Consider the following 25,544-nt stretch of genomic DNA (forward strand, 5'->3'; position numbering starts at 1 on the left):
GGGGCTTGCTGAAGTCTGGCAGGGGCTGGATCGCACTAGACTATACAGAAGAAATCAAATAGAAAAAGGAAGAAAGAATGAAACAAAAGCATAAAGAAGATCATAAAGGGGAAAAGGTTTTTCGTTATTCGATAAGGAAGTACCACTTCGGTGCTGCTAGTGTTGCCGTTGCGGCGCTGATGTTTTTTGCCAACGGGACAGTACAGGCACAAACGCCTGAGATTTCCCCAGCGACAGAGAGTGGAACGACTAAAACCAGCGCCCTTGTAAGCGATTCCTCGGGGGGTATCTAGAGAGCTAAGTGAAGAAAGTCCTGCCACAGCCCCTAGTGAACCCGAGCAATCTAGCCAAGGCAATCAAAAGCCTCAAGAGGCATCAGATGAAAACCAGTCTCTAGTAAAAGATAGCGAAGAAGGCAAGAAGGAAAGCCAAGCAGAGACAAGTCGTCCTACTGTAGATAAGTCACTTGCCGAGTCTGCACAAACCAGTCTGCAAGCCTTGCTTGCCAATTTAACACTGGACTCTATGAAAGAACTTCACGCTCGTGTAGAAGCAGGTCTAGAAAGAGCTAAAGCTGTTCTTGAAAATCCAAACTCCAGTCAAGAGGAGGTCAATGCCCAGATTCAAAGCATGAGGGAGTTGACTGAGGAGGTCAACAAGGCTATGGCAGGTGGAGTCACTTCCCCAGCTCAGCTTGGAGAGGGAAGAAGTGTGACTCAGAGTGAAGCAAGCCCGACTCCTAGACGGGGGCGACGTGGTAGGGGGCCGCTAACCCCTCCTGCCACGCCAGCACCAGTGTCAACAGAAAGTCAAGAAAAGAAGGAAACAGTGGAGGAGGCTACAGACTACACAAATGGTCCAGGTAGCTACCCTCTATTAGAAAACATCCATAAACTCTTCCAAGAACTGAAGACCAGCACTGGAAATCCAGAACAAGTCCAAAAACTCAAGGAAGCCTATGATAAGCTCAATGAAGCATTACAGACGCAGGAAGATGGACTTGTAGACGATGCTATCTTTAATGCTGCACTTGAGGAGTATAAAAAGGCTAGTCACCTAAAGAAAGGTGCAGAGGGAGCTGCAAAAACTAGGAGCCGTAGAAGTGTTTCTGGACTTGTCTATGGGCTGGCTACTGGAAGCCCAGGGAATGAGAGAATATTGACGCATTCGGACGGTAGTGGAAAAGATAGTGTAACATTATTGAATAGTACAGATTTAACTGACGCACCGCTGAAGTTTATTGCTACCGTACAAAATGGAAGTATTCGTGAGTTTGCATTAACAGAATTTCCAGATAGAGATAAGAATGGTAATAAATGGGCGGAGACCACTGTAACTTATTCTCGTGACAAAAAGAGAGCACTTATAACAGTTAAAGGTAAGACGCCAAAAGAAATTTACGGACTATACAATGTAAAACCGGTAGTAACCTTATCTAGTGGACATGTTGAGAGTAGAATACTGCAAGTTAGATACCAGCTTCCAAAAGCGGAATTTGATTTATCTCCATTAGGTACAGGGAATACAGCTCAACAAGATGTGGAGGGTAAAGCCAAAGCTAAGGGGAACGACAGGCCTGTATTAAAAGTGAAAATACCTCTACCACCAAATGGTTCAGTAGATTCAAAAAATATTCCTTCTAAGGGTCAGTTGAGAGTGTTATTGGTTCGAGGCGGAACCAATGATAACTTTAATGGAGTCGCAACTTCAGCAAAAAATTATGACATCGTTGCGTGGACACTAATAAGTGGTAACGGAACGGGGTATATTACTCCTCCTCGATATCTAAAAGAAACCATAGGTGATCAACCCTTGCGCTTGGTTACTGCTTACGTTTGGCAAAATACAAATAATCCAATCAGCGAAGACGTTATTTCACCTCTTTCTGATGCTTCTATCACGCCGACCAATCCGATTGATAGGGATGGGGCTAAACAAACAGCTGAACAAAAAGCACAGGCTAAGAGAGAAAGCTTTAATGGTATTCGACATCTGACAGATGAAGAGAAGAATGCGGCAATTGATAAGGTTAATGCAGCACTTGATAAAGCCAAGAAAGCAATTGATGCGGCAGGCAACCAAAGAGATATTGAGGCTGCCAACCAAGCGCTTGATACTGAGCTAAGTCAAATCACTCCAACAGCTGAAGCGAATAAGGCAGCTAAACAAACAGCTGAACAAAAAGCACAGGCTAAGAGAGAAAGCTTTAATGGTATTCGACATCTGACAGATGAAGAGAAGAATGCGGCAATTGATAAGGTTAATGCAGCACTTGATAAAGCCAAGAAAGCAATTGATGCGGCAGGCAACCAAAGAGATATTGAGGCTGCCAACCAAGCGCTTGATACTGAGCTAAGTCAAATCACTCCAACAGCTGAAGCGAATAAGGCAGCTAAACAAACAGCTGAACAAAAAGCACAGGCTAAGAGAGAAAGCTTTAATGGTATTCGACATCTGACAGATGAAGAGAAGAATGCGGCAATTGATAAGGTTAATGCAGCACTTGATAAAGCCAAGAAAGCAATTGATGCGGCAGGCAACCAAAGAGATATTGAGGCTGCCAACCAAGCGCTTGATACTGAGCTAAGTCAAATCACTCCAACAGCTGAAGCGAATAAGGCAGCTAAACAAACAGCTGAACAAAAAGCACAGGCTAAGAGAGAAAGCTTTAATGGTATTCGACATCTGACAGATGAAGAGAAGAATGCGGCAATTGATAAGGTTAATGCAGCACTTGATAAAGCCAAGAAAGCAATTGATGCGGCAGGCAACCAAAGAGATATTGAGGCTGCCAACCAAGCGCTTGATACTGAGCTAAGTCAAATCACTCCAACAGCTGAAGCGAATAAGGCAGCTAAACAAACAGCTGAACAAAAAGCTACTGATACCCTAGCTCTTATTAATGGCGATGACAACCTCTCTCTATTTGAAAAAGAGGAGGCTAAGAATCAAATAAGGAAATCTCTTCAAGATGCACTTAATAGTATTGACCAAGCTAAAACACAAGCTGAAATCGATCAAGCTCTTCAAGATGCTTTATCTAGTATAGATCTGGCTCTGGGTCAAGCCCTTGGTAGAGCTAATGCTAGAAGACAGTCTAATCAAGATAAGGATCAGACTCGTCCATCAGATCAAGTAGAAAATCCAGAGGACAAGGATGGTAGCCAAACACCAGCTTCCACAAGAAATCGAAGAACTCCTCCGCGCCGCTCTCGTAGAAGTGTAGAATTTGTAGGGAATTCCCAAACAGGTACAAATCCATCGGCTGTGGATAAGTCAGAACTTCAGACTCTGGTAGAAGATTTGGAACGTCGCTTGCAAGGTCTAGCAGCTCTATCTCCTGAAGCACTGGAGGAAGCGCAGCGTATCTTGAGAGAGGCGCAAGCAGCTCTTGCTAATGACTCCTTAACAGCTAAAGAATTAGCGGAACTCCTTGCCAAAGTTAGAGAAGCTCTCAATTCTCTACAAGCTGGCACATCAGCTGATAAGAGTCCGTCTACGTCAAACTCAAATAAGGAAGCAGAAAGTACCAAGGGAGCTAAAAATGAGACAGAAGTCCCTCTATATGGTGTCTTAGGAGCTGCAGTTCTTTCTCTTCTAGGAGCTCTCCTCTTTGCAGTAGCTCGTAAAAAATCCTCTCAACTAGATAAGCTTTCAAGAGAATTGCACCAGCTTGTAGTTGAGCTAGAGGCTAGCGACAAGGATAAAAAAGTTCTAAACAAGGCTAAGAAATTAGCTGATGAAGCACGACTCTTTGTAGATAGCCATCAAAAAGATTCTCAAAAAGAAGCAGAACTAATTTCTGAAATCAAGACTGTTCTCAGTCAACTCAAAGAAGAAGTCTAGTTTTGAAGAAAACACTACTTTCAGGAACTGAGTGAGTAGCTTTGTAGCTATGATGAGGAAATAATAAAATCTCCAGATTAGGAACCGTCAATGAGTTCTCTAGTCTGGAGATTTTTCAATATACTTCATTATTGGGGGATTACAAATAGTCGGATGTTTTTTGATTTTTTTACGAATAAATAGATGAGTAGAAAAAGAAATGGAGACATTTATGAAAATCACAAACTATGAAATTTATAAGTTGAAAAAATCAGGTTTGACCAATCAACAGATTTTGACAGTCCTAGAATACGGTGAAAGTGTTGATCAAGAACTTTTGTTGGGTGATATTGCAGATATATCAGGTTGCCGAAATCCAGCTGTTTTTATGGAACGTTATTTTCAGATAAACGATGCGCATTTGGAGAAGGAGTTTCAAAAGTTTCCATCTTTCTCTATTTTAGATGACTGTTATCCTTGGGATTTGAGTGAAATTTATGATGCACCTGTGCTTTTATTTTACAAGGGCAATCTGGATCTCTTGAAATTTCCAAAAGTAGCGGTTGTGGGTAGTCGTGCTTGTAGCAAACAGGGAGCTAAGTCAGTTGAAAAAATTATTCAAGGCTTGGAAAATGAACTGGTTATCGTCAGTGGATTAGCCAAGGGCATTGACACAGCAGCTCATATGGCAGCTCTCCAGAATGGCGGAAAAACCATTGCAGTGATTGGAACAGGACTGGATGTGTTTTATCCTAAAGCCAATAAACGCTTGCAAGACCACATCGGCAATGATCATCTGATTCTCAGTGAGTATGGACCTGGTGAACAACCTCTGAAATTTCATTTTCCTGCCCGTAATCGCATTATTGCTGGACTTTGCCGTGGTGTGATTGTAGCAGAGGCCAAGATGCGCTCAGGTAGTCTCATTACCTGTGAGAGAGCAATGGAGGAAGGGCGCGATGTCTTTGCTATACCTGGTAGCATTTTAGATGGACTATCAGACGGTTGCCATCATTTGATTCAAGAAGGAGCAAAATTGGTTACAAGTGGGAAGGATGTTCTTGCAGAATTTGAATTTTAAAAATGACCTAAGCTAGAATTCTGAGAAAAAATCAATTTCAAGATAAAATGAAGTAAATATCCCCACAATAAAATGCATAGTATCAGTTTTTTCATCACTTGATATTATGCGTTTTTTCTAAGTGGGGAAGTAGAGTGGAGGACTTTTCCCATAGGAAGGAAAGTAATTTAGTGTAATTGAGAAAGGAGAGTTGCTTGCGACTAATCTTGGTCAGCTTACTGTTAGGGAGGCTTATCATCTAAAATCTTGTCGCTAAGGAAAAATAAATTCTTCAAAAGTAGAGATTACAAGGCTTGTTTAAGAAAGAATTCAAAGACCTTGACAGATAAAAATAAAATGGTTATTATAAAAAATGATCTGAAATTGATGATGATACTTTTCGGAAATCTTTTTAAATCAGCTCAGCTTTGCCTTGTTGTGTTTTGAGCAATCTACGGTGAGCTTCCGAGTTTGATTTTCATTTACTAGAAATGAAGCTGATGAGAGATAGCAGTAGACATTTGCGTCAGGATATGATGGAAAATGATAAAAAGACCTCATGAGATTGGCATATCAGACTACTAAAGTATTGAGTTTGTTAGGATTTTATACTCAATGAAAATCAAAGAGCAAACTAGGAAGCTAGCCGCAGGTTGCTCAAAGCACTGCTTTGAGGTTGTAGGTAAGACTGACGAAGTCAGCTCAAAACACTGTTTTGAGGTTGCAGATAGAACTGACGAAGTCAGTAACATCTATACGGCAAGGTGAAGCTGACGTGGTTTGAAGAGATTTTCGAAGAGTATTAGCGACTAGTTAGCTAGGAAAGGAAGATATTTGTGACAAATAATAAACTGTATTCGTTGGTAGAATTTAGAAATAAAATATATGAAGAATTAGAACTTTCCAGAAGTGATTTAGCGATTTTACTATGTGCCATGCTTATCGCCTCTATCGGATTAAATATGGATTCGACTCCCGTGATTATTGGAGCCATGTTAATCTCTCCTTTGATGACACCTATTCTGGGAGTGGGGCTCTCTCTAGCTATATTTGATTTTAAATTGTTAAGAAAATCTTTTAAAATATTAGCTATTCAAATTCTTGCCAGTTTAATAGCTTCAACACTTTATTTTTATCTTTCTCCCATTTCGTATGCTAGTTCGGAGATTGTTGCTAGAACCTCTCCGACCATTTGGGATGTTCTCATTGCTTTTGTAGGAGGGATAGCAGGTATTATTGGTGCTAGGAAAAAAGAGACCAATAATATTGTCCCTGGTGTCGCGATTGCAACTGCCTTGATGCCTCCTCTTTGTACAGTAGGTTATGCTATTGCTTCTGCTAATCTAAAATTTATCATAGGCTCCTCTTACCTATTCCTCATCAATTGTAGCTTTATTGTCATTGCGACTTATATAGGTGTTAGGTTGATGATGGTTAAGAAGCACTATTTTAGAGATAATGAAGAAGACTCTAAAATGCGCAGGATTTTGCTTTTAGTTGCTGTTTTGCTGATGATTCCGAGTTTCATCTCTGCAACGACTTTAGTCAGAGAAACGTTGAAAAAAGAGTCTCTTAATAAATTTATATCAGAGCAGTTTCAGGGGCATAATATTTTGAAAAAAACCTATTCTAAAAAGACTCATACCCTAAAGCTAACCATTTCAGGAAATTATTTGACAGAAGAAGAGCTTGATATGATTTCCAGTAAGAGGGGGGACTATGGTTTAAGTGATGTTTCTGTTCAAGTTTCCCAATTGTCTGATTCAGAACAACTTAGCAAGGAAGAACTGGTAGAGTATTTCTTTCAGTATATCAAGGATAAGGAAGCAAAAGAAAAGGAAAAGGCTAATAAATTTGATACAGAGTCTGAGGAACAATAATTTCTTGAGAATAGCTGGTTTTTCTCGTGAGTCTTCTATGTATATCAAAGGAAGATTGTGGTCTTAAGTATAAACTTTTCTTCTATTATAGTAGCTAAGTCTTGACAGTTATGGCAAAATGGTTTACACTTTATAAAGTTTATTACTTTGAAAAGGTGTGATACTGTGGCTACGGCAACAAAAAAGAAAAAATCAACAGTTAAAAAAAATCTAGTCATCGTGGAGTCGCCTGCTAAGGCGAAAACGATTGAAAAATATCTAGGCAGAAACTACAAGGTTTTAGCCAGTGTCGGGCATATACGTGATTTGAAGAAATCCAGTATGTCCGTCGATATTGAAAATAATTATGAACCGCAATATATCAATATCCGAGGAAAAGGTCCTCTTATCAATGACTTGAAAAAAGAAGCCAAAAAAGCTAATAAAGTCTTTCTCGCAAGTGACCCGGACCGTGAAGGAGAAGCGATTTCTTGGCATTTGGCCCATATTCTCAATTTGGATGAAAATGATGCCAACCGTGTGGTCTTCAATGAAATCACCAAGGATGCGGTCAAAAATGCTTTTAAAGAACCTCGCAAGATTGATATGGACTTGGTCGATGCCCAACAGGCTCGTCGTGTCCTAGACCGCTTGGTAGGCTATTCGATTTCGCCTATTTTGTGGAAAAAGGTCAAGAAGGGCTTGTCAGCAGGTCGCGTTCAGTCTATTGCGCTTAAGTTAATCATTGATCGTGAGAATGAAATCAATGCCTTCCAGCCAGAAGAATACTGGACAATTGATGCTGTCTTTAAAAAGGGAACCAAGCAATTTCAGGCTTCCTTCTATGGAGTAGACGGCAAAAAGTTGAAACTGACTAGCAATGATGAGGTCAAGGAAGTCTTGTCTCGTCTGACCAGTAAAGACTTTTCAGTGGATCAGGTAGATAAGAAAGAGCGCAAACGCAATGCTCCATTACCCTATACTACTTCATCTATGCAGATGGATGCTGCCAATAAAATTAACTTCCGTACTCGAAAGACCATGATGGTTGCCCAACAGCTCTATGAAGGGATCAATATCGGTTCTGGTGTGCAAGGTTTGATTACCTATATGCGTACCGATTCGACTCGTATCAGTCCAGTGGCACAGAACGAAGTAGCAAGTTTCATTACGGACCGTTTTGGTAGCAAGTATTCTAAGCATGGTAGCAAGGTCAAAAATGCATCAGGTGCTCAGGATGCCCACGAGGCTATTCGCCCGTCTAGTGTCTTTAACACACCGGAAAGTATTGCTAAGTATCTGGATAAGGATCAGCTCAAGCTTTATACTCTTATTTGGAATCGTTTTGTAGCGAGTCAGATGACAGCTGCTGTCTTTGATACTATGGCTGTTAAATTGTCTCAAAATGGAGTTCAATTTGCTGCCAATGGTAGTCAGGTTAAGTTTGATGGTTATCTTGCCATTTACAATGATTCTGATAAGAATAAGATGTTACCAGATATGGCTGTTGGAGATGTGGTTAAGCAGGTTAATAGCAAACCAGAGCAACATTTCACTCAACCGCCTGCTCGCTATTCTGAAGCGACACTGATCAAGACCTTGGAGGAAAATGGGGTTGGACGTCCGTCAACCTACGCGCCAACCATTGAAACCATTCAGAAACGTTATTATGTTCGCCTTGCAGCCAAACGTTTTGAACCGACAGAGTTGGGAGAAATTGTTAACAAGCTCATCGTTGAATATTTCCCAGATATCGTAAACGTGACCTTTACAGCTGAAATGGAAGGCAAGCTGGATGATGTCGAAGTGGGAAAAGAGCAGTGGCAACGGGTCATTGATGCTTTTTATAAACCATTCTCTAAAGAGGTCGCCAAGGCTGAAGAAGAAATGGAGAAAATCCAAATCAAGGATGAACCAGCTGGATTTGACTGTGAAGAGTGTGGCAGTCCCATGGTCATTAAACTTGGTCGATTTGGTAAGTTCTACGCTTGTAGCAATTTCCCAGATTGCCGTCATACCCAAGCAATCGTGAAAGAGATTGGTGTTGAGTGTCCAAGTTGTCATCTGGGACAAATCATTGAGCGTAAAACCAAACGTAACCGCCTCTTCTATGGTTGCAATCGCTATCCAGAATGTGAATTTACCTCTTGGGACAAGCCTGTTGGGCGTGACTGTCCAAAATGTGGCAACTTCCTCATGGAGAAAAAAGTCCGTGGTGGCGGTAAGCAGGTTGTTTGTAGCAAGGGTGACTACGAAGAAGAAAAGATTAAATAAGAAGAGAGTCCTGAAAGTGAATTTCAGGCTCTTTTTGATTAGTACTTGACAAAATTCATCATTTTATGCGAAACTAGAAGAAGATTATTTTAACTAGGAGAAGTTATGCGTCTTATCTATCTGATAATTGGTTTTTTATCACTAGCCTTGGCTATTGTTGGGGTTGTCTTACCCTTGTTGCCGACAACGCCTTTCCTTTTGTTGTCTATTGCTTGTTTCTCCAGAAGTTCCAAGCGCTTCGAAGATTGGCTTTATCATACCAAGCTCTATCAGAGCTATGTAGCTGATTTTCGAGAAACAAAGTCTATTGCGCGTGAACGTAAGAAAAAAATCATTGTATCTATCTACATCTTGATGGGAATTTCCATTTACTTTGCTCCTCTTTTGCCGGTCAAAATCGGTCTGGGAGCTTTGACCATCTTTATCACTTATTATCTCTTCAAAGTCATTCCGGACAAAGAATAAGAAATAGTAACTATTTTCCTTGATATAAATGAAAGCATATTCACAACAATATGATATAATAAATTCAAAGTAATACTCAAGGAGAATCAAATGATTTATGAATTTTGTGCTGAAAATGTGACCTTGCTTGAAAAAGCGATGGAGGCTGGAGCTCGTCGGATCGAACTTTGTGACAATCTAGCAGTTGGTGGAACAACCCCCAGCTATGGAGTGACCAAGGCAGCGGTTGAACTGGCAACTAAATACGATACGACTATTATGACCATGATTCGTCCTCGTGGTGGCGACTTTGTCTATAATGATATGGAAATTGCTATCATGCTAGAAGACATTCGTTTGACTGCTCAGGCTGGAAGTCAAGGAGTTGTATTTGGGGCTTTAACTGGTGAGAAGAAGTTGGATAAGCCTAATCTGGAGAAGCTAATTGAGGCTTCAAAAGGAATGGAAATTGTCTTTCACATGGCCTTTGATGAATTGAGTGATAATGATCAACTGGAAGCCATTGACTGGCTCAGCCAAGCTGGAGTCACTCGTATCTTAACTCGTGCTGGTGTGTCTGGCGATTCACTAGAGAAACGTTTCGCCCATTATCACAGAATTTTGGAGCACGCTAAAGGTAAAATTGAAATTCTACCAGGTGGAGGGATTGACTTGGACAACCGTCAAACTTTTATCGACCAGCTGGGTGTAACACAATTGCATGGAACCAAGGTTGTCTTTTAAAAAATAGAAAGGAACTGCTAGCTTTTGGTAGCAGTTTTCACTTATGTTTGAAATTTTTAAATCCTATCAGTTTAATCACGAAAAGGCTAAAGCTTTTGGTTTTGTAGAAAATAGTGGAGTCTGGACCTATAGTTGCCAGATTTTGCAGGGTGACTTTGTCATGATTGTATCCATCACTGCTGATAATGTGAGTTTTCAAGTCTTTGACCAGGAAACGGGCGACCTCTATCCTCAAGTTCATATGGAAAGTATGACAGGAAGTTTTGTTGCAAGTGTTCGTGAGGCTTGTTTGGAGATTCTCTACCAGATTCGGAAGGCTTGTTTTGAGATACAAGATTTTATTTGTCCTCAGACTAAGCGTATCATGGTTCAGGTTCAGGAAAAGTATGGCAATCAGTTGGAGTATTTGTGGGAGAAATCGCCTGATACGGCAGTCTTAAGACATGAAGGCAATCAAAAATGGTATGCCGTCTTGATGAAAATCTCTTGGGATAAGCCGGAAAAGGGCAGAGAAGGTTTAGTCGAAGCAGTCAATCTCAAACACGACCAAGTAGCGGACTTGCTTTCACAAAAGGGCATCTATCCAGCTTTTCATATGAACAAACGCTACTGGATTAGTGTGGCTTTTGATGATACGTTGTCAGATGAAATGGTACTGGAATTGATAGAAAAAAGTTGGAACTTAACTTCTAAAAAATGAAACATTTCAAGGATTTTCAATAACTTTCAATTAGCTAAATATTCTATACTGAAGAAATTTTCAGAAAATATTTGATTTTTTCTTGACAAGTGCTTTTGCCTATGCTAAAATACTTAACAAGATATCAAACGAAGGAGAAAGTCAAACATGAGAACAGCTAAGTTTAATCAATTTGCTTTGTTGTTGAGGTACTCGGGCTAGTGCAAAAAGCATTAGTCCTGTTTGGCTTACCAAGCGGGAGTAAATCAACATCTCGCTTGGGTTTCTGAGCGAGATGTTTTTTTAAAATCACATTTGGAAAAGGGGAAATCTTATGCGAACAGTTGAATTTCTAGATACCAGCCTTCGGGATGGAGAGCAGACACCCGGTGTTAACTTTTCAATCAAAGAAAAAATTGCCATAGCAAGGCAGCTGGAGAAATGGGGCATTTCAGCCATAGAAGCTGGTTTTCCGGCGGCGAGTCCTGATTCATTCACAGCAGTGCAGGAGATTGCTAAGGCCTTGAAGAAAACGGCGGTGACTGGTTTGGCACGTTCGGTCAAGTCTGATATTGATGCTTGTTATGAGGCCCTCAAGGATGCCAAGTATCCACAGGTTCACGTCTTTATCGCTACCAGTCCGATTCATCGCAAGTACAAGCTCAATAAGAGCAAGGAAGAGATTTTGGAAGCAATCAGTGAGCATGTTTCTTATGCCCGTTCTAAGTTTGAGATTGTCGAATTCTCTCCTGAAGATGCGACTAGAACAGAGTTGGATTTCCTCTTGCAAGTTGTTCAAACAGCGGTTGATGCAGGGGCGTCTTATATCAATATTCCTGATACGGTAGGATTTACCACACCAGAGGAGTACGGCGCTATCTTCAAATACTTGATTGAGAACGTCAAGACAGATCGTCAGATCATCTATTCACCTCACTGTCATGATGATCTTGGAATGGCAGTGGCTAATAGCCTTGCTGCCGTCAAGAATGGGGCAGGACGTGTCGAAGGAACTATCAACGGTATTGGGGAGAGAGCTGGAAATGCTGCTTTGGAAGAAATAGCAGTTGCTCTCAATATTCGCCAAGATTACTATCAAGCAGAAACTAGTATTGTTTTAAATGAAACCATCAATACGTCAGAAATGGTTTCTCGCTTCTCAGGAATTCCAGTTCCTAAAAACAAGGCCGTCGTTGGTGGCAATGCCTTCTCTCACGAATCTGGTATTCACCAAGATGGAGTTCTTAAAAATCCTCTTACTTATGAGATTATCACCCCTGAATTGGTCGGTGTTAAGAGTAATAGTCTTCCGCTTGGAAAATTGTCTGGTCGCCATGCCTTTGTCGAGAAACTAAGAGAATTGGCCCTAGACTTTACAGAAGAGGACATCAAACCACTCTTTGCTAAGTTCAAGGCACTGGCCGACAAGAAACAAGAAATCACAGATGCAGATATTCGTGCTCTGGTAGCTGGAAGCATGGTTGAAAACCCAGAAGGCTTCCACTTTGATGATTTACAACTGCAAACCCATGCAGATAATGACATTGAAGCACTCGTTAGCCTAGCCAATATGGATGGTGAAAAAGTCGAATTTAATGCGACAGGGCAAGGTTCCGTTGAAGCAATCTTTAACGCTATCGATAAGTTCTTTAACCAATCCGTCCGCTTGGTGTCTTACACTATTGACGCGGTGACAGATGGAATTGATGCCCAAGCTCGGGTCTTGGTCACTGTTGAAAATAGAGATACAGAAACTATCTTTAATGCAGCAGGGCTTGATTTCGATGTGTTGAAGGCTTCAGCAATTGCCTATATCAATGCCAATACCTTTGTTCAAAAAGAGAATGCTGGTGAAATGGGACGCAGTGTTTCTTACCGCGATATGCCTAGTGTGTAAAGGAGAAGGCTATGACAAAGAAAATAGTAGCTCTAGCAGGGGACGGAATTGGCCCAGAAATCATGGAGGCTGGTTTAGAAGTTCTGGAGGCTCTAGCTGAAAAAACAGGTTTTGACTATGAAATAGACAGACGCCTTTTTGGAGGTGCAGGTATTGATGCTGCAGGGCATCCCTTACCTGATGAAACCCTCAAGGCAAGTAGGGAAGCAGATGCTATTCTCCTAGCGGCTATCGGTAGTCCTCAGTATGATGGAGCAGTGATTCGCCCTGAACAAGGCCTGCTGGCTCTTCGTAAGGAACTCAATCTCTATGCTAATATTCGCCCTGTAAAAATATTTGACAGTCTCAAGCATTTGTCACCACTCAAATCGGAACGAATTGCTGGTGTAGACTTTGTCGTGGTGCGTGAGTTGACAGGCGGGATTTACTTTGGAGATCATATCCTTGAAGAGCGCAAAGCGCGTGATATCAACGACTATAGCTATGAGGAAGTGGAGCGGATTATTCGCAAGGCCTTTGAAATCGCAAGAAATCGCAGAAAAATCCTTACCAGCATCGATAAGCAAAATGTGTTAGCGACCTCAAAACTCTGGCGGAAAGTAGCTGAGAAGGTCGCACAGGATTTCCCAGATGTGACCTTGGAACACCAGTTAGTGGACTCAGCTGCCATGCTCATGATTACCAATCCTGCTAAGTTTGATGTCGTCGTGACGGAGAATCTTTTTGGAGATATTTTATCTGATGAATCAAGTGTCCTACCTGGTACACTTGGGGTCATGCCATCAGCCAGTCATTCTGAAAATGGACCAAGTCTCTATGAACCTATTCACGGTTCAGCGCCTGATATTGCAGGTCAAGGAATTGCCAATCCTATTTCCATGATTTTATCAGTGGCCATGATGCTGAGAGATAGTTTTGGACATTTTGAGGATGCAGAGCGTATTGAGCGTGCTGTTGAAGCTAGTTTAGCGGCTGGCGTTTTAACGAGAGATATAGGTGGACAGGCTTCGACCAAGGAAATGACAGAAGCTATTATTGCAAGGTTATGAAGTTAGACGAAAAAATTACTCTAGTCCTTTTGATTTGGAATGTCATGGTTTTCTTGATTTATGGTATTGACAAATCTAAGGCAAGGAGAAGAGTTTGGCGCATCCCTGAGAAAATCTTACTTATTTTAGCCTTTACTTGTGGTGGTTTTGGTGCCTGGCTAGCAGGAATCATCTTTCACCACAAGACTCGAAAATGGTATTTTAAAACAGTTTGGTTTCTTGGGATGGTGTCCACACTAGTAGCCTTATATTTTATTTGGAGGTAATGGATGGCAGGAAAATCGATTTTTGATAAATTATGGGACCGCCATGTCATCACAGGAGATGAGGGGCAGCCCCAACTCATGTATGTGGACCAGCACTATATCCACGAGGTGACCAGTCCTCAGGCATTTCAAGGATTACGAGACGCAGGTCGTAGATTGAGACGACCAGACTTGACATTTGGAACCTTTGACCACAATGTCCCGACGGTCAATATCTACGATATTCGAGATGTCATTTCCAAGGCACAAATTGATAAACTGGCTGAAAATGTTGAGGAGTTTGGGATTGAACATGCGGCCCACGGTTCTGAAAAACAAGGAATTGTTCACATGGTTGGACCAGAAACTGGAAGAACTCAACCAGGAAAATTCATCGTCTGTGGAGACAGCCATACCGCAACCCACGGAGCTTTCGGAGCAATCGCCTTTGGGATTGGGACCAGTGAGGTCGAGCATGTCTTCGCTACCCAAACACTCTGGCAGGTCAAACCCAAGAAAATGTTGGTAGAATTCACTGGAGTTCCTCAAAAAGGAGTTTATTCCAAGGATTTCATTTTAGCCTTGATTGCCAAGTACGGCGTTGCTTGCGGTGTAGGCTACGTGGTGGAATATAGAGGACAGGCTATTGATGCACTGAGCATGGAAGAGCGAATGACCATCTGCAATATGTCCATCGAGTTTGGGTCCAAGATGGGAATCATGAATCCGGATCAAACCACCTATGATTATCTCAAGGGACGCGAGTGTGTTCCAGAGAATTTTGAAGAGGCTGTGGCGGATTGGAAAACAATTGTCAGTGATGATGATGCTGTTTACGATAAGGTTATCCAGATGGATGTCTCAGACTTGGCTCCCATGGTGACCTGGGGGACCAATCCTGCTATGGGTGTTGACTTTGACAGTAGCTTCCCAGAAATTAAGGACATGAATGATGAGCGAGCCTACAACTACATGGACTTGGAACCAGGTCAAAAGCCAGCGGATATTGAACTAGGCTATATCTTTATCGGTTCTTGTACCAATGCTCGTCTCAGTGACTTGCAACTGGCTGCGCGATTTGTCAAAGGGAAGAAAATAGCCCCTAATCTAACAGCTATCGTGGTTCCAGGCTCTCGTCCTGTCAAACGAGCTGCGGAGAAATTAGGCTTGGATAAAGTTTTCTTAGATGCTGGCTTTGAATGGAGAGACCCAGGTTGCTCTATGTGCCTAGGGATGAATCCTGACAAGGTTCCAGATGGCGTTCACTGCGCCTCAACCAGCAACCGCAACTTTGAAGACAGACAGGGATTTGGGGCTAAGACCCATCTCTGCAGTCCAGCCATGGCGGCTGCAGCAGCTATCGCAGGGCGCTTCGTAGATGTTCGGCAAATGCCAGAAGCCCAGTAAGGAGAGGATATGGAGAAATTTACAGTTTATACGGGAACGACCGTTCCTCTCATGAATGATAATATCGATACCGATCAAATCCTACCTAAGCAGTTTCTCAAGTTAATAGATAAGAAAGGCTTTGGTAAGTACCTCATGTATGCTTGGCGTTATCTGGACGACAAGTATACTGAGGACCCAGACTTTGTCTTTAACCGACCTGAATATCGGAAAGCCAGTATCCTCATCTCAGGTGATAACTTTGGGGCAGGTTCTTCGAGGGAACACGCGGCTTGGGCTCTAGCAGACTATGGTTTTAAAGTCGTGATTGCAGGATCTTTCGGTGATATTCATTACAATAATGAACTCAATAATGGCATGTTGCCCATTGTCCAGCCTAGAGAGGTTAGAGAGAAACTAGCTCAGCTACAACCAAGTGACCAGGTAACTGTGGACTTGGAACAACAGAAAATCATCTCACCAGTTGGAGAATTCACTTTCGAAATCGATAGCGAGTGGAAACACAAGCTCTTAAATGGTTTGGATGATATCGGAATTACCTTGCAGTATGAAGATTTGATTGCTGCTTATGAAAAACAACGACCAGCCTACTGGCAGGATTAGAAGAAAATTAGAAAAGGAAATAGAACTATGACAAAACACATTCAATGGAACGGAACACTTTCACAAGAAGGCTATGACATTTTAAAAGGTGAGGGCGGATGTATCGTTTGCCCAACAAAAGTTGGTTATATCATCATGACTAGTGACAAGGCTGGTCTTGAACGTAAGTTTGAAGCCAAAGAACGTAACCGTAACAAACCAGGTGTCGTGCTCTGTGGTAGCATGGATGAGCTTCGTGCTTTAGCACAACTCAATCCAGAAATTGAAGCCTTCTACCAAAAACATTGGGACGAAGACATTCTTCTTGGATGTATCCTTCCATGGAAACCAGAAGCCTTTGAAAAACTCAAAGCGTATGGAGATGGCCGTGAAGAACTCATGACTGACGTGCGTGGTACTAGCTGTTTTGTTATCAAGTTTGGGAAAGCTGGTGAACAATTGGCTGCCAAACTTTGGGAAGAAGGCAAGATGGTTTATGCCTCATCAGCTAACCCATCTGGAAAAGGAAACCGTGGTAAGGTAGAAGGAATTGGAGAACGTATCGAAGGAGCAGTTGACCTTGTTATCGAGGCAGACGACTATGTGGCCTCTATCCAGCCTGACAAAACGATTGAAACTCGCTACGAGCAAGGCGTGATGGTGTCTATGGTCGATAAGGACGGCAAACTCATCCCAGAACAAGGAGGAGCACGTTCAACTTCACCAGCGCCAGTGGTAATCCGTAAAGGGCTTGACATTGATAAGATTATGATGCACCTGTCAGACACCTTTAATTCATGGGACTACCGTCAGGGTGAGTATTATTAGGATGTAGAAGAAGTGGGGAGACAATAATCTCTCCTCTTTTTTTTGTTTATTCATACAAGAAAATCCGAACGATATATTTTAATTTATAAAATAATTTGACAAAAACTGTACTTTGGTTTATAATAAATTAAGGAAACGTCGGAAAAGGCGTAGTGATGCGAGAGCATAGGTAGGTCATTATAAAAGAAACGAGACATCAATATGTTAAATGAATTTCCAATTTTTGATTACGAAGATATTCAATTGATTCCAAATAAATGTGTGATTAAAAGCCGTGCAGAAGCGGACACAAGTGTCACTTTAGGAAATCACACCTTTAAACTACCTGTTGTGCCAGCTAATATGCAGACGATTTTGGATGAAAATGTAGCAGAGCAACTGGCTAAAGGTGGTTACTTCTACATTATGCATCGTTTTGATGAAGCAGGACGCATTCCTTTTATTAAACTAATGCACGATCAAGGGCTTATTGCTTCTATCTCTGTCGGTGTTAAGGATTATGAGTATGATTTTGTTAGCCAGCTCAAGGCTGATGCTCCTGAATATATCACGATTGATATCGCTCATGGTCATGCAGATAGTGTGATTTCTATGATTCAACACATCAAGAAAGAATTGCCAGATACTTTTGTTATTGCAGGAAATGTGGGAACACCAGAAGCTGTGCGTGAATTGGAAAATGCTGGTGCGGATGCCACTAAGGTCGGAATTGGTCCTGGTAAGGTTTGTATTACCAAGGTCAAGACTGGTTTTGGTACAGGTGGTTGGCAGTTGGCTGCTCTACGCTGGTGTGCTAAGGCTGCGCGTAAACCGATTATCGCCGATGGAGGAATTCGTACTCACGGTGATATTGCCAAGTCTATTCGTTTCGGTGCTAGCATGGTCATGATTGGTTCCCTCTTTGCAGGACATATCGAAAGTCCAGGGAAAACGATTGAAGTCGATGGCGAACAGTTCAAAGAATACTACGGTTCAGCTTCCCAATACCAAAAAGGAGCTTACAAAAATGTGGAAGGCAAACGCATCTTGCTTCCTGCCAAAGGTCATCTGCAAGACACTTTAACTGAGATGGAACAAGACCTTCAAAGTGCTATTTCTTATGCAGGTGGACGTCAGGTTGCTGACCTTAAACACGTTGATTATGTTATCGTGAAAAACTCCATCTGGAATGGGGATGCTTCCCACTAGGACGGGCTATTTGACCAGAAAAAACTTGTTATTAGAGCAAATTTCTGTTATAATAAAACAAGTTTCCACCCTTAGTGTAATGGATATCACGTAAGATTCCGGTTCTTGAGATGGGGGTTCGATTCCCTCAGGGTGGATGTAAACATCCTAAAAAAAGCCTTTAATAGGGCTTTTTTTCTTTATCCTGCCCCAAATTTGCTCCGAAAACTGAAAACATCATTCTAAAGAATGCCCAAATCCTCTCCAGTCCCGTTTTAAAGTGACTCAGGGGGCTTTTTTTGATATAATAAAAAGGACTGTTATCAGTTAGAAAGAGGTTGGTATGAAAGAATTACAAACTGTACTAAAGAACCATTTTGCAATCGAATTTGCAGACAAAAAGTTACTGGAAACTGCCTTTACTCATACGAGTTATGCCAATGAGCACCGCCTCTTAAAAATTTCACACAATGAACGCTTGGAATTTTTAGGAGACGCTGTTCTACAGTTATTGATTTCAGAATATCTGTATAAAAAATATCCAAAAAAACCTGAGGGTGATTTATCCAAACTCCGTGCTATGATTGTCCGCGAGGAGAGTTTGGCTGGTTTTGCGCGTGATTGCCAGTTTGATCAGTTTATCAAGCTTGGTAAGGGGGAAGAAAAGTCTGGTGGTCGCAATCGTGATACCATTCTTGGTGATGCCTTCGAAGCCTTTCTTGGTGCCCTCCTTTTGGACAAGGATGTGGCCAAGGTCAAGGAATTTATCTACCAAGTCATGATTCCTAAGGTTGAAGCAGGCGAGTTTGAGATGATTACAGACTACAAAACCCATCTCCAGGAGTTACTTCAGGTCAATGGGGATGTGGCTATCCGTTATCAGGTAATTTCTGAAACGGGTCCTGCCCATGATAAGGTCTTTGATGTAGAAGTGCTTGTCGAAGGTAAGAGCATTGGTCAAGGTCAAGGTCGGTCTAAGAAATTAGCAGAGCAAGAAGCTGCCAAAAATGCTGTTGAGAAAGGGCTGGATTCATGTATTTAAAGGAAATCGAAATTCAGGGATTCAAGTCTTTTGCTGATAAGACCAAGGTCGTCTTTGACCAAGGTGTGACGGCAGTCGTTGGACCAAATGGATCTGGAAAGTCAAATATCACAGAAAGTCTGCGTTGGGCCTTGGGGGAGTCTAGTGTCAAGAGTCTCCGTGGTGGCAAGATGCCAGATGTCATCTTTGCTGGAACAGAGAGTCGCAAACCGCTCAATTACGCTTCTGTAGTTGTAACTCTGGATAATCATGACGGATTTATCAAAGATGCTGGTCAAGAAATCAGGGTCGAACGCCATATCTATCGTAGCGGAGATAGCGAATACAAGATTGATGGCAAGAAAGTCCGTCTGCGTGATATTCATGACCTCTTCTTAGACACAGGTTTGGGACGAGATTCTTTCTCCATCATTTCCCAAGGGAAGGTTGAGGAGATTTTTAATTCCAAGCCTGAGGAACGCCGTGCCATTTTTGAAGAAGCTGCTGGGGTTTTAAAATACAAGACTCGCAGAAAAGAAACCGAGAGTAAACTGCAACAAACTCAGGATAATCTGGACCGTCTTGAAGACATTATCTACGAGTTGGATAATCAAATCAAGCCTCTTGAGAAGCAAGCTGAAAATGCTCGTAAGTTTCTAGACTTGGAAGGGCAACGCAAAGCGATATACTTGGATGTATTGGTTGCTCAAATCAAGGAAAATAAGGTTGAACTAGAATCGACAGAAGAAGAGTTGGCTCAGGTTCAGGAACTCTTGACGAGCTATTACCAAAAGCGTGAAAAATTAGAAGAAGAAAATCAGAATCTTAAAAAGCAACGTCAAGATTTACAGGTTGAAATGGCCAAAGACCAAGGCAGTTTGATGGATTTGACCAGCCTGATTAGTGATTTAGAGAGAAAATTAGCCCTATCGAAATTAGAAATTGAGCAAGTAGCCCTGAATCAACAGGAGGCACAAGCCCGTTTGGCTGCTTTAGAGGATAAGAGAAATTCACTCAGCAAAGAAAAATCTGATAAAGAAAGCTCTTTAGCTCTGTTAGAGGAAAATCTAGTCCAAAATAATCAAAAACTCAATCGTTTAGAAGCTGAATTGCTGGCTTTTTCAGATGATCCTGATCAGATGATTGAGCTTTTGCGTGAACGCTTTGTGGCGCTTTTACAGGAAGAAGCCGATGTCTCAAACCAGTTGACCCGTATCGAGAATGAGTTGGAAAATAGTCGTCAGCTTTCTCAAAAACAAGCAGATCAACTAGAAAAGCTGAAAGAACAGTTGGCTACAGCTAAAGAGAAGTCTAGTCAGCAAAAAGACGAGCTTGAAACTGCCAAGGAGCAGGTTCAAAAATTATTGGCCGACTATCAAGCTATTGCCAAGGAGCAAGAGGAGCAGAAATCTTCCTATCAAGCTCAACAAAGTCAACTATTTGACCGTCTGGATAATCTCAAAAACAAGCAGGCCAGAGCTCAGAGTTTGGAAAATATCCTGAGAAATCATAGTAACTTTTATGCAGGTGTTAAGAGTGTTCTCCAAGAAAAAGAACGTCTTGGTGGTATTATTGGTGCTGTTAGTGAGCACCTGACCTTTGATGTGCATTATCAAACAGCCCTAGAGATTGCCTTAGGGGCAAGTAGCCAGCATATTATTGTGGAAGATGAGAACGCGGCGACTAAGGCTATTGATTTCCTCAAACGCAACAGAGCCGGTCGTGCAACCTTTCTTCCTTTGACAACGATCAAGGCTCGTACGATTTCAAGTCAGAACCAAGATGCTATTGCTGCAAGTTCAGGATTTCTGGGCATGGCAGATGAGTTGGTGACATTCGATACTAGACTGGAAGCCATTTTCAAGAACTTGCTAGCTACGACGGCTATCTTTGATACAGTAGAACATGCGCGTGAAGCTGCTCGACAAGTTCGTTATCAGGTTCGCATGGTGACATTGGATGGGACAGAGCTGCGTACAGGTGGTTCCTATGCAGGTGGAGCCAATCGTCAGAACAACAGCATCTTCATCAAGCCAGAACTGGAGCAATTACAAAAAGAAATTGCTGAAGAGGAAGCAAGTCTTCGTTCAGAAGAAGTGGCTTTGAAGACCTTACAAGACCAGATGGCTAGATTGACAGAAAGATTAGAAGCTATTAAATCTCAGGGAGAACAGGCACGTATTCAGGAGCAAGGCTTGTCCCTCGCTTATCAGCAGACCAGTCAGCAAGTTGAAGAACTGGAAACTCTTTGGAAACTCCAAGAAGAGGAATTAAATCGTCTTTCTGAGGGAGATTGGCAAGCAGATAAGGAAAAATGCCAAGAGCGCCTTGCTACCATTGCCAGTGATAAGCAAAATCTGGAAGCTGAGATTGAAGAGATCAAGTCTAACAAAAATGCCATCCAAGAACGCTATCAAAACTTGCAGGAAGAGGTGGCGCAAGCTCGTTTGCTTAAGACAGAACTGCAAGGGCAAAAACGTTATGAAGTAGCTGATATTGAGCGTTTAGTCAAGGAATTGGACAATTTAGATATCGAACAAGAGGAAATTCAGCGCCTTCTACAAGAAAAAGTTGACAATCTTGAGAAAGTTGATACAGAGCTTCTAGCTCAGCAGGCTGAAGAAGCCAAAACTCAGAAAACAAATCTCCAACAAGGTTTGATTCGCAAGCAGTTTGAGTTGGATGATATAGAAGGTCAACTGGATGATATTGCCAGTCATTTGGATCAGGCTCGCCAGCAGAATGAGGAGTGGATTCGCAAGCAAACACGTGCTGAAGCCAAGAAAGAAAAGGTCAGCGAGCGCTTACGCCATTTACAAAGCCAATTAACAGACCAGTATCAGATTAGCTATACTGAAGCACTAGAAAAGGCACATGAATTGGAAAACCTCAATATGGCAGAGCAAGAGGTGCAGGATTTAGAGAAGGCTATTCGCTCACTGGGTCCTGTCAATTTGGAAGCTATTGACCAGTACGAAGAAGTTCACAGCCGTCTGGATTTCCTCAATAGCCAGCGAGATGACATTTTGTCAGCGAAAAATCTGCTCCTTGAGACAATTACAGAGATGAATGATGAGGTCAAAGACCGCTTTAAATCAACCTTTGAGGCTATTCGTGAGTCCTTTAAAGTGACCTTCAAGCAGATGTTTGGTGGAGGTCAGGCAGACTTAATCTTGACTGAAGGAGATCTGCTGACAGCTGGGGTTGAGATTTCTGTTCAACCTCCAGGTAAGAAAATCCAGTCGCTTAATCTGATGAGTGGTGGTGAAAAAGCATTATCAGCTCTTGCTTTGCTTTTTTCTATCATTCGAGTCAAGACCATTCCATTTGTGATCTTGGATGAGGTAGAGGCTGCACTGGATGAAGCTAATGTTAAGCGTTTTGGGGATTACCTCAATCGATTTGACAAGGACAGCCAATTTATCGTCGTAACCCACCGTAAGGGAACTATGGAAGCGGCTGATTCCATCTATGGAGTTACCATGCAAGAATCAGGTGTCTCAAAAATTGTTTCGGTTAAGTTAAAAGATTTAGAAAGTATTGAAGGATGACAATTAAACTAGTAGCAACGGATATGGACGGAACCTTCCTAGATGAGAATGGACGCTTTGATATGGACCGCCTCAAGTCTCTCTTGGTTTCCTATAAGAAAAAAGGGATTTACTTTGCGGTAGCTTCGGGTCGAGGATTTCTGTCTTTAGAAAAATTATTTGCTGATATTCGTGATGACATTATTTTCATCGCGGAGAATGGCAGTTTGGTAGAGTATCAAGGTCAAGACTTGTATGAAGCGACCATGTCTCGTGACTTTTATCTGACGACTTTTGAAAAGCTGAAAACGTCACCTTATGTAGATATCAATAAACTGCTCTTGACGGGGAAAAAAGGCTCTTATGTGCTAGATACGGTTGATGAGATCTATTTAAAAGTGAGTCAGCACTATAATGAAAATATCCAAAAAGTAGCGAATTTGGAAGATATCACAGATGACATTTTCAAATTTACAACCAACTTCACAGAAGAAACGCTAGAAGCTGGAGAAACTTGGGTTAATGAAAACGTTCCTGGTGTTAAGGCCATGACAACTGGCTTTGAATCTATTGATATTGTTCTGGATTATGTCGATAAGGGTGTGGCTATTGTTGAATTAGCTAAAAAACTTGGTATCACAATGAATCAGGTTATGGCTTTTGGAGATAATCTAAATGACTTGCATATGATGCAGGTTGTGGGACATCCTGTAGCTCCTGAAAATGCACGACCAGAAATTTTAGAATTAGCAGAGACTGTGATTGGTCACCATAAGGACCAGTCGGTTATAGCTTATATGGAGGGCTTATAATGGCAGATATAAAATTGATTGCATTGGACTTGGATGGGACCTTGCTGACTACTGATAAAAGGCTGACAGATCGAACCAAGGCAACCCTGAAAGCTGCACGTGATCGTGGTATCAAGGTCGTTTTGACAACTGGTCGTCCCTTAAAAGCTATGGATTTCTTTCTCCATGAGCTAGGGACTGACGGCCAAGAAGATGAGTATACGATTACTTTTAATGGTGGTTTGGTTCAGAAAAATACAGGAGAAATCCTTGATAAAACAGTCTTTTCATATGATGATGTGGCACGCTTGTACGAGGAAACAGAGAAATTATCACTGCCTCTTGATGCTATCTCAGAAGGAACTGTTTATCAAATCCAATCCGACCAAGAAAGTCTTTATGCCAAATTTAATCCAGCTTTGACTTTTGTTCCAGTGGACTTTGAAGACTTATCTAGTCAAATGACTTACAATAAATGCGTGACTGCCTTTGCTCAAGAACCCTTGGATGCAGCCATTCAGAAGATTTCGCCAGAATTGTTTGACCAATATGAAATCTTTAAATCACGTGAAATGTTGCTAGAGTGGTCACCAAAGAATGTTCATAAAGCAACAGGTTTGGCAAAACTAATCAGCCATCTTGGAATCAATCAAAGCCAAGTCATGGCCTGTGGTGATGAAGCCAATGACCTTTCTATGATTGAATGGGCAGGGCTCGGTGTTGCCATGCAAAACGCTGTTCCTGAAGTCAAGGCAGTCGCAAATGTGGTAACTCCAATGACCAATGATGAGGAAGCTGTCGCCTGGGCTATCGAAGAATATGTGCTAAAGGAGAACTAAGATATGGGATTATTTGACCGTCTATTCGGAAAAAAAGAAGAACCTAAAATCGAAGAAGTTGTAAAAGAAGCTCTGGAAAATCTTGATTTGTCTGCAGATAATGAGCTTGCCCTTGCAGAAGCTGAGGAAGTTCCTCAAGAAGAAGCAGAGGTTGAAAGTTCTGAAGAAGCTGTGTTTGAAGAAGAGGAAATCCAAGTCACAGTTGAAGAAAGTACGGATTCAGAACCAGTTGTAGAAGTTCAACAAGAAGAAGTCCCAGAGGAAGAGAATACTGAGCTCCTAGAAACTGTAGAAGAAAATAGTTCTGAAGTTCTTGAAGCAGAAACGCCTCAAGCAGAAGAAACTGTTCAGGAAAAATATGACCGCAGTCTTAAGAAAACTCGTACAGGCTTCGGAGCCCGCTTGAATGCCTTCTTTGCAAATTTCCGCTCTGTTGATGAAGAATTTTTCGAGGAACTGGAAGAACTGCTGATCATGAGTGACGTTGGTGTACAGGTCGCTTCTAACTTAACAGAGGAGTTACGCTACGAAGCCAAGCTTGAAAACGCCAAGAAACCTGATGCACTTCGCCGTGTCATCATTGAGAAATTGGTTGAGCTTTATGAAAAGGATGGTAACTACGATGAAAGCATCCACTTCCAAGATGGCTTGACAGTCATGCTCTTTGTTGGTGTTAATGGTGTTGGGAAAACAACTTCTATTGGGAAACTAGCTAACCGCTATAAACAAGCTGGTAAAAAGGTCATGCTGGTTGCGGCAGATACCTTCCGTGCAGGAGCAGTAGCCCAGCTTGCTGAATGGGGCCGTCGTGTTGACGTTCCAGTTGTGACTGGACCTGAAAAAGCTGACCCAGCCAGTGTGGTCTTTGATGGTATGGAACGAGCTGTAGCAGAAGGAATTGATATTCTCATGATTGATACTGCTGGTCGTCTGCAAAATAAGAATAACCTTATGGCCGAGCTAGAAAAGATTGGTCGTATCATCAAACGTGTTGTGCCAGAAGCGCCGCATGAAACTTTCTTGGCTCTGGATGCATCAACAGGTCAAAATGCTCTTGTACAGGCCAAGGAATTTTCAAAAATTACCCCTTTGACAGGAATTGTCTTGACTAAGATTGATGGAACTGCTCGAGGTGGTGTTGTTCTAGCCATCCGTGAAGAACTCAATATTCCTGTAAAATTGATTGGTTTTGGTGAAAAAATCGATGATATTGGAGAGTTTAACTCAGAAAACTTTATGAAGGGTCTCTTGGAAGGCTTAATCTAATCAGAAGCAAAAATCCTGCAAGGTACAAACTTGCAGG

The 25,544-nt window shown here is 41.9% G+C and carries 21 protein-coding genes and 1 tRNA gene; all 22 read left to right on the plus strand.

The window, feature by feature from the left end; genetic code table 11:
- Positions 1–77 precede the first annotated feature (77 nt).
- The 22 genes from OC529_RS11295 (at position 78) to ftsY (ending at position 25,507) form a co-directional block, all read left to right on the plus strand.
- Entirely contained in the window at positions 78–293 is a 216-nt protein-coding gene (locus OC529_RS11295; RefSeq protein ID WP_262082201.1) for a YSIRK-type signal peptide-containing protein, read from the plus strand.
- 232 nt (positions 294–525) lie between these two features.
- Complete coding sequence (locus tag OC529_RS11300; RefSeq protein WP_262082202.1) at positions 526–3,846, plus strand: DUF1542 domain-containing protein; 3,321 nt, start codon at positions 526–528, stop codon at positions 3,844–3,846.
- Positions 3,847–4,057: 211 nt separating this feature from the next.
- Positions 4,058–4,906 carry a DNA-processing protein DprA gene (gene dprA, locus OC529_RS11305; protein WP_262082203.1) on the plus strand — a complete coding sequence of 283 codons (849 nt, stop codon included), beginning with the start codon at positions 4,058–4,060 and terminating at the stop codon, positions 4,904–4,906.
- A 594-nt stretch (positions 4,907–5,500) separates the two neighbouring features.
- Positions 5,501–5,653, plus strand: a complete 153-nt coding sequence (locus OC529_RS11310) for a hypothetical protein (protein WP_262082204.1) — start codon at positions 5,501–5,503, stop codon at positions 5,651–5,653.
- 68 nt (positions 5,654–5,721) lie between these two features.
- Positions 5,722–6,765, plus strand: a complete 1,044-nt coding sequence (locus OC529_RS11315; RefSeq protein WP_050083959.1) for a TIGR00341 family protein — start codon at positions 5,722–5,724, stop codon at positions 6,763–6,765.
- 165 nt (positions 6,766–6,930) lie between these two features.
- Positions 6,931–9,018 carry a type I DNA topoisomerase gene (gene topA, locus OC529_RS11320; protein ID WP_262082205.1) on the plus strand — a complete coding sequence of 696 codons (2,088 nt, stop codon included), beginning with the start codon at positions 6,931–6,933 and terminating at the stop codon, positions 9,016–9,018.
- A gap of 105 nt (positions 9,019–9,123) precedes the next feature.
- Positions 9,124–9,483, plus strand: coding sequence for a YbaN family protein (locus tag OC529_RS11325; RefSeq protein WP_119919762.1), 360 nt, complete (start codon positions 9,124–9,126; stop codon positions 9,481–9,483).
- Between the two features lie 90 nt (positions 9,484–9,573).
- Complete coding sequence (locus tag OC529_RS11330; RefSeq protein ID WP_262082206.1) at positions 9,574–10,206, plus strand: copper homeostasis protein CutC; 633 nt, start codon at positions 9,574–9,576, stop codon at positions 10,204–10,206.
- A 43-nt stretch (positions 10,207–10,249) separates the two neighbouring features.
- Positions 10,250–10,906, plus strand: coding sequence for an MmcQ/YjbR family DNA-binding protein (locus OC529_RS11335; RefSeq protein WP_262082207.1), 657 nt, complete (start codon positions 10,250–10,252; stop codon positions 10,904–10,906).
- A 313-nt stretch (positions 10,907–11,219) separates the two neighbouring features.
- Entirely contained in the window at positions 11,220–12,782 is a 1,563-nt protein-coding gene (locus OC529_RS11340) for a 2-isopropylmalate synthase (RefSeq protein WP_262082208.1), read from the plus strand.
- An 11-nt stretch (positions 12,783–12,793) separates the two neighbouring features.
- On the plus strand, positions 12,794–13,831 hold the full coding sequence (gene leuB, locus OC529_RS11345) for a 3-isopropylmalate dehydrogenase (RefSeq protein WP_262082209.1): 1,038 nt from the start codon (positions 12,794–12,796) through the stop codon (positions 13,829–13,831).
- A complete protein-coding gene (locus OC529_RS11350) occupies positions 13,828–14,097 on the plus strand; it encodes a DUF1294 domain-containing protein (RefSeq protein ID WP_261025314.1) in 270 nt (89 codons plus the stop codon). Before leuB ends, OC529_RS11350 begins: the two co-directional genes overlap by 4 nt.
- A gap of 3 nt (positions 14,098–14,100) precedes the next feature.
- Entirely contained in the window at positions 14,101–15,483 is a 1,383-nt protein-coding gene (gene leuC / locus OC529_RS11355; RefSeq protein WP_262082210.1) for a 3-isopropylmalate dehydratase large subunit, read from the plus strand.
- Positions 15,484–15,492: 9 nt separating this feature from the next.
- Entirely contained in the window at positions 15,493–16,086 is a 594-nt protein-coding gene (gene leuD / locus OC529_RS11360; RefSeq protein WP_000410625.1) for a 3-isopropylmalate dehydratase small subunit, read from the plus strand.
- 27 nt (positions 16,087–16,113) lie between these two features.
- Entirely contained in the window at positions 16,114–16,893 is a 780-nt protein-coding gene (locus tag OC529_RS11365) for an L-threonylcarbamoyladenylate synthase (protein WP_000160505.1), read from the plus strand.
- Positions 16,894–17,094: 201 nt separating this feature from the next.
- Positions 17,095–18,081, plus strand: coding sequence for a GMP reductase (locus OC529_RS11370; RefSeq protein ID WP_262082211.1), 987 nt, complete (start codon positions 17,095–17,097; stop codon positions 18,079–18,081).
- A gap of 65 nt (positions 18,082–18,146) precedes the next feature.
- Positions 18,147–18,218, plus strand: a tRNA-Arg gene (locus OC529_RS11375).
- Positions 18,219–18,403: 185 nt separating this feature from the next.
- The gene (rnc, locus tag OC529_RS11380; RefSeq protein ID WP_000661480.1) at positions 18,404–19,102 is read left to right on the plus strand and encodes a ribonuclease III; all 699 of its coding nucleotides are present in this window, start codon (positions 18,404–18,406) and stop codon (positions 19,100–19,102) included.
- Entirely contained in the window at positions 19,093–22,632 is a 3,540-nt protein-coding gene (smc, locus tag OC529_RS11385; RefSeq protein WP_262082212.1) for a chromosome segregation protein SMC, read from the plus strand. The genes rnc and smc overlap by 10 nt, the downstream gene beginning before the upstream one ends.
- Complete coding sequence (locus OC529_RS11390; protein WP_262082213.1) at positions 22,629–23,423, plus strand: Cof-type HAD-IIB family hydrolase; 795 nt, start codon at positions 22,629–22,631, stop codon at positions 23,421–23,423. Before smc ends, OC529_RS11390 begins: the two co-directional genes overlap by 4 nt.
- Positions 23,423–24,241, plus strand: a complete 819-nt coding sequence (locus tag OC529_RS11395) for a Cof-type HAD-IIB family hydrolase (RefSeq protein WP_000763445.1) — start codon at positions 23,423–23,425, stop codon at positions 24,239–24,241. The genes OC529_RS11390 and OC529_RS11395 overlap by 1 nt, the downstream gene beginning before the upstream one ends.
- A 3-nt stretch (positions 24,242–24,244) precedes the next feature.
- Positions 24,245–25,507 (plus strand): signal recognition particle-docking protein FtsY, encoded by a 1,263-nt coding sequence (gene ftsY, locus OC529_RS11400; RefSeq protein WP_262082214.1) that lies wholly within the window; start codon positions 24,245–24,247, stop codon positions 25,505–25,507.
- Positions 25,508–25,544 lie beyond the last annotated feature (37 nt).

The sequence above is a fragment of the Streptococcus sp. Marseille-Q5855 genome (assembly GCF_946901985.1).
GTDB lineage: Bacteria > Bacillota > Bacilli > Lactobacillales > Streptococcaceae > Streptococcus.